This window comes from Megasphaera sp. UPII 135-E, from assembly GCF_000221545.1.
Classification (GTDB): Bacteria; Bacillota; Negativicutes; order Veillonellales; family Megasphaeraceae; genus Megasphaera; species Megasphaera hutchinsoni.
Map to the genome: position 1 here is coordinate 1 of NZ_AFUG01000022.1, position 11,246 is coordinate 11,246.

The 11,246-nt window shown below is 37.6% G+C and carries 13 protein-coding genes and 1 tRNA gene; 2 read left to right on the forward strand and 12 right to left on the reverse strand.

Annotated elements, in window-relative coordinates:
- The first annotated feature begins 176 nt into the window (after window positions 1-176).
- Window positions 177-953 (forward strand): basic amino acid ABC transporter substrate-binding protein, encoded by a 777-nt coding sequence (locus HMPREF1040_RS03590; RefSeq protein WP_007392569.1) that lies wholly within the window; start codon window positions 177-179, stop codon window positions 951-953.
- Between the two features lie 14 nt (window positions 954-967).
- A complete protein-coding gene (locus HMPREF1040_RS03595; protein ID WP_255261329.1) occupies window positions 968-1,609 on the forward strand; it encodes an HAD family hydrolase in 642 nt (213 codons plus the stop codon).
- A gap of 26 nt (window positions 1,610-1,635) precedes the next feature.
- Here the strand turns inward: HMPREF1040_RS03595 and HMPREF1040_RS03600 are convergent, their stop codons facing one another.
- From HMPREF1040_RS03600 to HMPREF1040_RS03655, 12 genes are all read right to left on the reverse strand, one after another.
- The gene (locus HMPREF1040_RS03600) at window positions 1,636-2,880 is read right to left on the reverse strand and encodes a hypothetical protein (RefSeq protein WP_007392561.1); all 1,245 of its coding nucleotides are present in this window, start codon (window positions 2,878-2,880) and stop codon (window positions 1,636-1,638) included.
- Window positions 2,877-3,803: a DNA-binding protein WhiA gene (gene whiA, locus HMPREF1040_RS03605; protein ID WP_007392568.1), complete on the reverse strand. Its 927-nt coding sequence runs from the start codon at window positions 3,801-3,803 to the stop codon at window positions 2,877-2,879. Before whiA ends, HMPREF1040_RS03600 begins: the two co-directional genes overlap by 4 nt.
- An 11-nt stretch (window positions 3,804-3,814) precedes the next feature.
- Complete coding sequence (gene yvcK, locus HMPREF1040_RS03610) at window positions 3,815-5,161, reverse strand: YvcK family protein (RefSeq protein ID WP_007392572.1); 1,347 nt, start codon at window positions 5,159-5,161, stop codon at window positions 3,815-3,817.
- An 11-nt stretch (window positions 5,162-5,172) separates the two neighbouring features.
- Window positions 5,173-6,075, reverse strand: coding sequence for an RNase adapter RapZ (gene rapZ / locus HMPREF1040_RS03615; RefSeq protein WP_007392563.1), 903 nt, complete (start codon window positions 6,073-6,075; stop codon window positions 5,173-5,175).
- Complete coding sequence (locus HMPREF1040_RS03620; protein ID WP_007392562.1) at window positions 6,068-6,898, reverse strand: Cof-type HAD-IIB family hydrolase; 831 nt, start codon at window positions 6,896-6,898, stop codon at window positions 6,068-6,070. The genes rapZ and HMPREF1040_RS03620 overlap by 8 nt, the downstream gene beginning before the upstream one ends.
- Window positions 6,899-6,906: 8 nt before the next feature.
- A complete protein-coding gene (locus HMPREF1040_RS03625) occupies window positions 6,907-7,254 on the reverse strand; it encodes a hypothetical protein (RefSeq protein ID WP_007392570.1) in 348 nt (115 codons plus the stop codon).
- A gap of 84 nt (window positions 7,255-7,338) precedes the next feature.
- A complete protein-coding gene (locus tag HMPREF1040_RS03630; protein ID WP_007392571.1) occupies window positions 7,339-7,830 on the reverse strand; it encodes a DivIVA domain-containing protein in 492 nt (163 codons plus the stop codon).
- 38 nt (window positions 7,831-7,868) lie between these two features.
- Entirely contained in the window at window positions 7,869-8,654 is a 786-nt protein-coding gene (locus HMPREF1040_RS03635; RefSeq protein WP_007392564.1) for an RNA-binding protein, read from the reverse strand.
- 18 nt (window positions 8,655-8,672) lie between these two features.
- On the reverse strand, window positions 8,673-9,164 hold the full coding sequence (locus tag HMPREF1040_RS03640; protein ID WP_007392565.1) for a cell division protein SepF: 492 nt from the start codon (window positions 9,162-9,164) through the stop codon (window positions 8,673-8,675).
- Window positions 9,165-9,177: 13 nt separating this feature from the next.
- Window positions 9,178-9,861 carry a YggS family pyridoxal phosphate-dependent enzyme gene (locus tag HMPREF1040_RS03645; RefSeq protein WP_007392567.1) on the reverse strand — a complete coding sequence of 228 codons (684 nt, stop codon included), beginning with the start codon at window positions 9,859-9,861 and terminating at the stop codon, window positions 9,178-9,180.
- Window positions 9,862-10,013: 152 nt separating this feature from the next.
- Window positions 10,014-10,838: a peptidoglycan editing factor PgeF gene (gene pgeF, locus HMPREF1040_RS03650; protein WP_007392573.1), complete on the reverse strand. Its 825-nt coding sequence runs from the start codon at window positions 10,836-10,838 to the stop codon at window positions 10,014-10,016.
- A gap of 184 nt (window positions 10,839-11,022) precedes the next feature.
- Window positions 11,023-11,113 (reverse strand) — tRNA-Ser (locus HMPREF1040_RS03655).
- Window positions 11,114-11,246: the final 133 nt, after the last annotated feature.

The following is an 11,246-nucleotide window of genomic DNA, read 5'->3' on the forward strand; positions in this document are numbered from 1 at the left end:
GCTTTACAAGCATCCTCAGCACTCATAAAGCTTATTTAGTATATCTTACTTTTATTCTATTGTCAAGTACTTTTTTCTTTTCCCTTTTTATTTCTTTTTATACATAAATATAGTATAATCTGTTTTGTATAATTGTTATTTTACTTATTTTTCACAACTTAAAGGAGATGCAAAAAATGAATAAAAAATACCTCATATGTGCAGCCACAATTATGACTGCAGCAGCCCTAATAGCAGGCTGTGGTTCTTCAACCACTTCCGAAAACACAACTAAAAATACATTTACAATTGGTTTAGAACCTACTTTTCCGCCTTTTGAATTTTCAGATAACGATACCTTCAAAGGGTTTGATTTAGACTTATCTCAAGCTATTGCCGATAAATTAGGTGAAAAATTAGAAGTGAAAAGCATGGGCTTTGATGCCTTAATTCCTGCTTTAAAAAGTGGTCAAATTGATATGATTGCCTCTGGCATGGATGCTACACCAGAACGTAGTAAACAAGTTGATTTTACCAAACCTTATTTTCATGACGGCTATGTTGTCGTTGTCCGGAAAGACAATAACTCCATTTCTGGCTTTGATGGGCTTGCAGGAAAAACAGTTGGCTCACAAGTCGGTACTCAAGGTGTAGATTTAGCCCAAGCAGCGGGAGCAACCGTAAAACAATATGATGCCAATAGTCAAGGATGGATGGAATTAAATAATAAAACATGCGATGCCGTGATTATTAATAAATCCGTTGCTTTATATTACTTACAACAAGGGGCTAGCAAAGATCTAAAAATAGCAGGAGATGCAAAATTAGCTCCAGACCCCGTAGCACTTGCATTAAAGAAGGGTAATAAAGAGCAGTTAGAAAAAGTAAATAAAGCTTTGGACGAATTAAAAGCAGATGGTACTTATGCAAAACTATATAAGAAATGGTTCGGCACGGAGCCCCCTAAAGAATAATGTATGGTTCCTATGTGTTTGATTTTGATTATACGTTAGCAAATTCAGAAAAAGGTATTGTCATTTGTTTTGAAATGCTCTTTGCGGCCGAAGGTTATCCACCTATCCCCCGTGACATGATTTGCCAAACCATAGGCATGCCTATGTTCGATGCCATGCAACAATTAACGCAAGAAAAAGATCCACAAAAAGTACAAGCGTTAATATATAGATATAAAGTAAATTATTCTGATAAATATATGACAAAATACACGTATTTATACGCTGATACAAAATCAACCCTCCAAGGGTTGAAAGATAAAGGTGCAAATTGTTATATTCTCTCTTCCAAAACACGTTCCCGTATTTATGAGACGCTAACGAAAGAGCACATGACATCCCTTATTGACGGCGTAATCGGCAGCGAAGATGTACAGCATCTAAAGCCTAGTCCCGAAGGAATGTCTGCTTTATGCAGTATATACGGCTGTCAAAAAAAGGATATGTTATATATCGGCGATAATGTCATTGATGCCCAAACAGCAAATACGTATGGTTGTGATTTTGCCGCAGTAACCACAGGTACTACTCCGGCTACAGCCTTTTATCAATTTCCCCACATTAAAATCATGAACCATCTACATGAATTATTGTCCATAAAAAAAGGTAAGGTATAATCATACCTTACCTTTTTTCTTTTATCTCAATCGTCTTGTAATGGCCGTAATAATTGTTCTAAGTCTTTCTTAGAGATCAACATATTGTAATGATTTCGTTTATTATCTGCTTCTTCTCTTTCTACCGCAGTATGAGGATGATTGCTATCCGCTTCATCGGATATAACTTGTGCTATATTTTTTTCTGGCACTAAAATAAATCGTACCGGTAAATTAGCTGCACCTGGCGGCATGAACAAAATTTGGACATCCTTCCCTGCAGAAAACGTATCCATGTATTGAATGGCATACATGTCTTTATGTCCGATATGTAATCCTTTTTCTGGCAAAGAAATATCCTTTATCATTTCATTCCGTTGCCCTTTATTGTAAATAAGTTTTGCCACTCCTGCATATGCCCCACCTTGAGGATTAAAATAAAGATGAATATCCCCCTTCCCCTTTGTTTTTACATGTATCGTATAGGCCACGCCATAATTTCCTCGATTATCCGCAAGGCGACTATCCATGCTGTCCCAACCTTGTAAAAATCTATCATTTTTGTTATCTACCAATTTGATATGACAAATTCCCATTTGCGTAGAATACGGTGTCGTCCCTTGTAAATATCGTTCTTTTCCTTGGAATGTGCCTCGTAATTTTGCCCTATCACTAGGTAAATATTGTTGCTTTTTCACAAACGTTATCGCGTCTTCTGTAATCGGCATCATCATTGCAGATATAAACAGCGGTTTAGCAGTGTATAAGTCAACTATCCCTGAAAATAACTCTTGAGGATGTACAACAACCTGGTCCAATCGTTCATCTAAAATCGCATAATCTTGTGGCATAATAAGTACTGTTTTCGTATATTGCTGTGTACGATAATACAACGTAGATAATTCTTTCCCCACCTTATAATAAGATCTGCTAGGTTTCGCATATTGGCTATTGCGTACTTGTGCCAATACAATCTGTGGTGATGGATTATATGCCATAACGACAATTTTTCGATCATAAAAATTATCGTTTACATGATAAAAATAAAAGCGAATATCACCTTGCACTTTATCTGCATATAAAATACCATCTTGTACTACATATTCAGGCGAATCAGAAAACAATAACGTCCCCGTATCTATCGGTGCCATTAATTCTAAAGCTTTACTATTTACTCGAGCAATATTGTACATCACCTGTGGCGTTGTCGGTGATAGTGCGTATAAATAACTATACGTGCTTACCCATAGTATTATTCCTACGATAATATTACCTAATCGTACATATTTCATATATCATTACCTTCTATCGCTTGTGCTAATTTTTCTATTTTTTTTAATCGATGAGATAAGCCTGATTTAGTAATTTCCGAATGTGCTGCCAACTCACTAAGCGGGGCCTCAGGATATAATAAGCGCAACGTTGCCGCCTCTTTTAGCTTTTCTGACAACCGTATATATGCCCCATTTTTCTTCAATACTTCTATACAATGCCTTTGCCGTATAGCCGCATCCACGGTTTTCTGCAAATTAGCCGTTTCGCAATTTACAATTCGATTCACATTATTTCTCATATCTTTCATCACACGTACACTTTCAAATTGCAAATAGGCTTGTGCTGCACCTATCTGCTGTAAAAACTCGGCTACACTATTACCTTCTTTTATATATATCACATGCATACCCTTGCGTTCAGTCATACTAGCCATCAACCGTAAGCGCCGCATAATTTTTAAAATCACCTTGGCAACAGATGCATAAAGGGTGATTATTTCTAAATGATAATCGCGTTGTGGCGGATTAACAGAACCACTTCCCATAAAAGCTCCCCGCAAAAAAATGCGTTGTATTTGCTTTGGCTGTACCAATATAGTGCTAAAATCGGGTTCATCATGCAGCAAATGTAGTTGTTTTAATGCCGTTGTACCACTTATCGCGGGAGGGATATGCAGTACATAATAATTCCGCTTATGCAAGCGTACTCCTTGCCGCACACTGACTTCTGGGTGCAAGGAAAAACAATGATTCCACATTTGCAATACTTTTCGTGCTACGGCACTATGAATCGTGCTAAATTCAAATCCCCGCCGGTCATGCTCTGTATAAAAGACCGTTCCACCGCAACTTAATATAGCGGCTAACTCCACTTGTCTATCTATATCATTTTCCACGGCACAATGAGCAACTTCATGTTTTACTTCTTCTGAAAAAGACATGATTAGCCCCCCTAACGGTGTTTAATATTATATCGTTTTAAATAATACTGCAATAATTCAGGCGACAAGTCCGTACGCATTGCGTTAATTAAATCCATTAGAACATTCGCTAATTTTTTAGCATCATGCGTAACACCTCTTTCCGGATTGACCAAATCCGTGGAAATCAAAATAGTATCTTCCGATTGGATGTCTTTTTTATCAATATGTACAGGACGTGCACCTTTTTTAGCATAACGTTGTAACACGTCTGTATGAATATGTCCATTATTTGCTACAACAAAATCAATAACACGGCATCCTACTTGTTTATGAATAGCACGAACGTGATCGGCTACGGTATAATTGTCCGTTTCGCCTGATTGAGTCATAACATTACATATATATATTTTTTTTGCTTTACTTTCGCAAAGTGCTTGAGCAATACGCGGAATACATAAATTAGGAATAATACTTGTATACAAACTTCCCGGACCTAATACAATCGCATCTGCATCATATATTGCATCGATAGCAGACTGTATGGCTTGTGGGCATATCGGTGTTGTAAATACTCGTTTTATTTTGCCCCGTGCTAGAGGAATATGCGATTCACCATCAACAACAGTCCCATCCATCATTTCCGCATGCAATAATATTTTATCGGCCGAAGAAGGAATAACTTTCCCTCGTACCTTTAATATTTTACTCGTTGCTTCCATTGCTTCTTCTACATCACCTAATACTTCTATTAAGGCGGCAATAAATAGATTTCCAAAGCTATGTCCTGTTAAATTTCCGGAACCACCAAACCGATGGGCAAATAATTTTTCCATCAGCCCTTCTTTTTCGGCTAAAGCAACTAAGCAATTTCGTAAATCACCAGGAGCTATAATATCTAAATCTTGTCGAATTCTCCCTGTCGAGCCGCCATCATCCGCAACCGCGACAATCGCCGTTACATTATATGTCTTGGTCTTTAACCCACGCAACATAATAGATAACCCTGTACCGCCACCAATAACCACTACTTTGGGGCCCTTTGTACGCTTTAAATTCGATAAAATTAAATCACTTATATTCTCATATTCACTCGGCATTACTACACCAACCATCGTACGAATAAGCTTTCGTGTAGCAAAACTCATGATTCCAACACCAATAAGTGCAATAATAATACCCACTGTCGCTAAAACAGTATAGTTATAATGTCCCGTCATTTCATATAAAATGCGAAATAGCCATTCTTCGATTTGTGCTAACCACTGATAATTAAACATTAGCACTAAGCCAAAACTCGTGCCCATCATCCCTAGGCCAAACAAAAAAAGCCATCGCTTAATATGCAATCCCGGATGCAACCACTTAAAAAGTCGCATATCATCCCTCCCTATACGCCTTCATATCCCGGTGCATCTTCTTCCACTTCATTTTTTTGTAAATCACGATGTTCAATGGAAACCAATACCCCGTTATCGTGTAAATGTTTATACAGTGCTTCTGCCATGCATACACTACGATGCATTCCACCCGTGCAACCTACGGCAATGATTAATTGACTCTTTCCTTCACGTTCATAATGAGGTAATAAAAAATCAACCATATCAAACCATTTTTCTTTATACGCTTTAGTTACGGCAAACTGTTCTACATATTGGCGTACGACAGGTACTCGCCCTGATTTATTTCGATATTCTTCGATATAATAGGGATTGGGCAAAAATCGAACATCTTCTACTAAATCCGCATCAATAGGCATGCCATATTTAAAACCAAAGGAAACGATCATAACATCAATCCCCTTTTTAGGTTCATGAATCATATATTTTTTCATGATTAATTCCTTTAATTCTTTTGGTTTTAAGTGGGATGTATTAATAATATCATTCGCTTGACATCTTAAATTAGCAAGGCGTTTTCGTTCTTGTGCAATCCCTTGAATCAGTCTACCGTGAGGGGCTAATGGATGTACACGACGCGTTTCTTTATATCTCCGCACCAACGTCTGATCAGATGCTTCGATAAATAAAATTTCATAAGAAATATGCTGTTCTTTTAATTCTTTTAAAGATTGACTCATTGCATCAAAAAATTCTCCGCCTCGAATATCCGCAATAAGCACAACATGACGAACCCGTTCTCCTCCTTTAATACAAAGTTCAGCGAATTTAGGTATGAGCACTGGTGGAATATTATCAATACAAAAATATCCCATATCTTCCAACACTTGCACCGCATGGGTTTTCCCCGCACCAGACATGCCTGTCACAATAATCAGTCGAAAATTATCCATTCTTATCTCCCTTATCTAATATATAATCTTCAATAAACTGTGCAATACCATCGTCATCATTCGTACCGGTCACATAATCAGCTTCTTCTTTCACACATGCTGCCGCATTTCCCATGGCAACTGATACGCCTACCATTTTAAACATATCTAAATCATTAGGTGAATCCCCAAAAGCCACCATATTTTCCGGCTTAATACCCACGATTTCACTTAATCGGCATATACCGTTTCCCTTATTAATTGTTTTAGGTATAATTTCTAAAAACGTCGGTGCCGAATATACGAGCGTAAAAGTCTGTGGAAATAACGCTTCTATCATCTTTCTCCGTGCTTCTAGTATAGTATGTTCTCCCCTACATACCATTTTAGTGGGTTCAGCTTGTATTTGATAAAACGCCTTCCCCTCAACAATGGCTTTACATTTCGTAATTTTTTCATACGATTGTACCCACGCACATCGTTCTGCAACATGTAATGTATCTTGTATATACGTTTGAATTTGCCATTGCTTTTCTTTTGCTACTTGCAATAATGCTTGGGCCACTGATTTATCAATGGTTTGTTCAAATAATTTTTTCTCTGTTTCTATCGTTTTAATTAATCCCCCATTATACAATACAATCGGTATATCTCCTAATTGCAATTGCCTTCCATACGGAACAGCTGTTGCATACATTCTACCCGTAACCAACGTGACAAAATATCCGCTCTTAACCAGTTGTCGCAATGCCTGCATTGTTCTTATACCTATCGTACCATCTGTATGTAATAAAGTGCCATCTAAATCGAGGGCTATTCCCTTTATTATGTTTGCTTCTTTCATAAGTATCCCTATTTTCCTTCTTCATTGTGTTTATATGGGGTAACATATTGCAACTCATGATCCAGTTTTTTTTGCAACGAATCAATCAACCGTTGTACGGATTCGGAAACACGCTCACGCCGTTGAATAGCTACCGCAACAAATTGCACTAATTCAAATCGAGTTAACCGATAGGAATCGTTAAATTTAAAAGCCATTTCTGGTGCAATCCCACTTTTGCTCACCTGTTGACTTACTTTATATTCCCAAGAATTATGTTCCACTACATCAAATTGATTCGGTGCATATGGATTATACGCATATACATTTCCTATCAATAATCCCACCATCCATATCAACAACATACGACTTTTCATACCATCCCCCCCATATAAAGATACTCTCTTCGGTGATACCCATTACAATATACCTGAAGAGAGCGTCTGTCTTATTATAAATTATTAAACTTCATCTGTTTTTGCATCGTCATTTTCTTGTACATCATTCGTCGTGGCACCATCAACATTATCATGTCCGGACTGGTCCAATGTCATATCATCTAATAAACGAATTTGACTAGTCAAAATAGCACGACATTTTTCTCTAAATTCCCGAGTCTTAGCCATGATATAATCTAATTCTTGTTTCGATTTTTGTAAATTATTTTGTGCTTCTTGTACGATGAGTTCAGCTTCTTTCTGAGCCGTAACCTTAACATTATCCGCCGTTTGTTGAGCTAACATTAACGTGTTATTCATCGTTGTTTCCATTCTTTCATATTGATTTAACTTATCTTGTAATTTTTCACATTTTTCTTGTAATTCACAATAATCACGATACACTTTTTCATAATCTGCTGCTAAATCGGACATAAATGAATCTACATCTTCTTCGCTGTATCCACGAAATCCTCGTTTAAATTCTTTATTATGAATATCCATTGGTGTTAACATATAAAAACCTCCTATCGAATGGCTCGCACAATATGTATCTACATATATCGTTTTAATAATACACCTGTCCGTCCTTTACGAGATATTCCCGTTATGTCAGCCACTTCCATCCGACCTTTGCCCCGCAATGAAATAACATCTCCAACCTGTACTTCGCGGGAAACACTTTGTACGGGTAACCAATTTACTTGTACACGTTCACCTTTAATCGCTTCTGCTGCTTTTGTACGAGAAATACCAAAACCAGAAGCCGTAATCGCATCTAATCGCAGCGAAGCAACCGTTGTTTTAATCTCTTTTACTTTTTCCTGTTTAGGCACAATATCCTTTAGTGAATATGGTTCTACCGTTACGGTAACCATCGCAATTTTATGTAATTCCGCACATACACATTGTGCTGTAACGGTATCCAATAAAACAATTGCATCGCTTTCTTGCATAAGAATATCGCCAAAACGAGATCGCTCTATCCCCATAGACATCAACGAACCTAATACATCACGATGACTTAGTAATCTATATCGGCTATCCCACCCTATATGACAAGCTTGAATATCGTATTGAACAGCTCCCTCATAAGTCCGGTCTACAAAGGCTAAGCGCACTCGTTCCGCTCCTTCATAGCCCCCAAAAACACGCAATTGTAGCATTTTTTCATGTGCACAAATGGTTTCGCCTATTTGTATTGCCCCAGGCGATACAAATTCACTAATTGCATAAGGTCTACCGCGTAATACACTATCTGCTAAATCAATAAACCGTGCTGCTAATTCACCTTGATCTGTACCTTGATAATATCGAATAATACGATCTCTATTTTTCACACTAACACCTCAATTGTTCTATTGCGGATCTTGAACATCTGGGGCAGACCAATTTAATTTACTCACCTTAAAATCAGGTTTGCTATTATCAATTTCTATGTTTTCTGGTACACAAACTAATATGTTTTTTCCTACCGAACGAATTCGTCCATCCACAGCATAGGTTGCCCCGCTAACATAGTCGTTTACCCGTTCTTTAATTTTTTGCTCTGTTGCCTCAAAATTAATAATAACGGGAGTACGTGCACGCAAATGATCTACGATAACTTTTGAATCTTCAAATACTTCAGGTTCTACTACCACCATTTTTAACGGTTCTTCTCGCCGTGATACATAGCCGCTACGCCCAATACCCGTAGCCCCTAAGCTAACATTTCTTGTTTGCGATGGTTTTTGCACTTCCTTATCGTCTGCCTCTGTTTCATACCCATATCCATCTGTTTCAAACTCTTCTTCCTCACCGCCTCCTAAAAAATTGACAGTACGAGTTAATAACCCTTTTAATCCCATGGTGTACTCCTCCTTAATAATTTCTTGACCCAAAAATTGCCGTACCTATACGAACCATATTTGCGCCTTCTTCTATTGCAATTTCAAAATCATGTGTCATCCCCATAGACAGATATTGAATTTGTCCCTCCATAAATGTGTGTTTCATATTCTCATATAAAGCATGTGATATGCGAAAAATAGGACGTACGTCTTCTGCATTTTCCATATCGGGTGCTATACACATAAGTCCTCGCACACAAACATTCGGTAGTGTTGATGCCAGTTTGCAAATTTCCGGAAAGTCTTCAACCGTCATACCAAACTTACTTTCTTCTCGTGCTATATTTACTTGCAATAATATATCTTGCACTTTTTGTATCTGTGCTGCCGCATGTTGAACCGCTTGCAACACATGTACTGAATCAATTGAATGAATTAAATCAAAATGAGATACCGCCATTTTAGCCTTGTTTGTCTGCAAATGGCCAATAAGATGCCACGTTGCTCCATTGTCAGGAAATTCTTCTTGCTTACGCAAGGCTTCTTGCACTTTATTTTCTCCTACATGAATAATGCCATTATTTATCGCATCTCGCATAGAAGAAACAGGATGATTTTTAGTTACAGCGATTAAAATGACTGGATCTGTCCTCCCTACTCGAGATAAAGCAGCTTGTATTCTCGACTGCACTATTTCTATTTGATCCTTAATCAAGAAAATCCCTCCGAACTATTTATGTATTACTAAGTAAAATACTACATCTTTTATTATATCTATTACTGCTAATAAATGCTAGTTATTTTTAGAAAAAAGCACGTCAAACCTCTTTAAAGAAGAAAAATGCCTCTTATCGCTGAACATGTTTTCTATTGTAACATAGCAAAGGCAACCATTCTCCCTGTTGTACCACCATCACGACGATAAGAAAAGAATCGTCTTTCTTGCGAAAATACGCATTGCTTTGTAACCGTAATATGTGCAGGGTCTATACCTTTTTCCACCAATTGCAAATAATTAACTTGCCATAAGTCAACGGTTCTTCGCTCTGCCTCATCTTTCACACAAGTATGATAAGCCTCCCCTAAGTCTTTAAATATCAACGCCGTTGTACGACTAACTTCAAAATGTGCCGCCGATATGGAAGGGCCAATAAACGCAAAAATATTTTGGGGATTAGAGCCATAAACAACGGACATGGCAAATACTGTCTTTGTTACGATATTTGCCGCCGAACCTCGCCATCCCGCATGAATAACTGCACAAGCGTGTCTTTTATAGTCATATAAAATAACGGGTACACAATCAGCTACGCAAATAAATAACGGCATATTTTTATGATCGGTCATTAACGCATCTGTATGATCTAATGCGGAGTCATAGCTTCCTGCTCCGCTTCCACATTCCGTGGGGCCTACCGCGACAATATGATCCATGTGGGTCTGTTTGGCAAACGTCATATCGGTTACTTTACAACCTATGGTATGACATAGCCTTCTTCTGTTTTCTAATACATCTTTGGGATTATCACCTACATGTAGTGCTAAATTTAACGATTCATAAGGATAATGACTAACGCCACCCATTTTTCCGGTAACGCCATGGATAAAGCCACGCTGTTGCATGGCTGTTGCCATTTCCCATGCAATTCCATTTGTATGGCAGCACCATTGCGTATCCATTAGATTATTCATATATTTTTACTCCATGTTCAACATATCTACGCTTATTCTATCTTTACTTGACTACTTGTTACTATGATAACTTCTATTATTTTACTATATAACACCATTGTCAACAACTACTTGATATATCCTATATGTTACATTTCCATATGCTTAAAAAAAAACAAGGTCACCTAATTGTGCCTTGTTTTTATGGCGGAGTGGGAGAGATTCGAACTCTCGCGACCCTCACGAGCCCTAACGATTTAGCAAACCGTCCTCTTCAGCCTCTTGAGTACCACTCCTCGTATTGACTATGTTAGTTTACTATAAATATATTTTTTTGTCAATAACGTTATTTAAAAATTAAAATGCTATCTCTTAGTTGTCAACACATATGTTACACGTTGAGAAGTATACCGATACAACTTGGTTAGG

What these genes read in the sequence shown, in the direction of transcription:
- HMPREF1040_RS03590 (WP_007392569.1), top strand. Translation starts at nt 177, where the DNA reads ATGAATAAAAAATACCTCATATGTGCAGCCACAATTATGACTGCAGCA.
- whiA (WP_007392568.1), bottom strand. Translation starts at nt 3,803, where the DNA reads ATGTCTTTTTCAGAAGAAGTAAAACATGAAGTTGCTCATTGTGCCGTG.
- HMPREF1040_RS03600 (WP_007392561.1), bottom strand. Translation starts at nt 2,880, where the DNA reads ATGAAATATGTACGATTAGGTAATATTATCGTAGGAATAATACTATGG.
- HMPREF1040_RS03640 (WP_007392565.1), bottom strand. Translation starts at nt 9,164, where the DNA reads ATGGGATTAAAAGGGTTATTAACTCGTACTGTCAATTTTTTAGGAGGC.
- rapZ (WP_007392563.1), bottom strand. Translation starts at nt 6,075, where the DNA reads ATGGATAATTTTCGACTGATTATTGTGACAGGCATGTCTGGTGCGGGG.
- HMPREF1040_RS03630 (WP_007392571.1), bottom strand. Translation starts at nt 7,830, where the DNA reads ATGTTAACACCAATGGATATTCATAATAAAGAATTTAAACGAGGATTT.
- HMPREF1040_RS03620 (WP_007392562.1), bottom strand. Translation starts at nt 6,898, where the DNA reads ATGAAAGAAGCAAACATAATAAAGGGAATAGCCCTCGATTTAGATGGC.
- pgeF (WP_007392573.1), bottom strand. Translation starts at nt 10,838, where the DNA reads ATGAATAATCTAATGGATACGCAATGGTGCTGCCATACAAATGGAATT.
- yvcK (WP_007392572.1), bottom strand. Translation starts at nt 5,161, where the DNA reads ATGCGACTTTTTAAGTGGTTGCATCCGGGATTGCATATTAAGCGATGG.
- HMPREF1040_RS03625 (WP_007392570.1), bottom strand. Translation starts at nt 7,254, where the DNA reads ATGAAAAGTCGTATGTTGTTGATATGGATGGTGGGATTATTGATAGGA.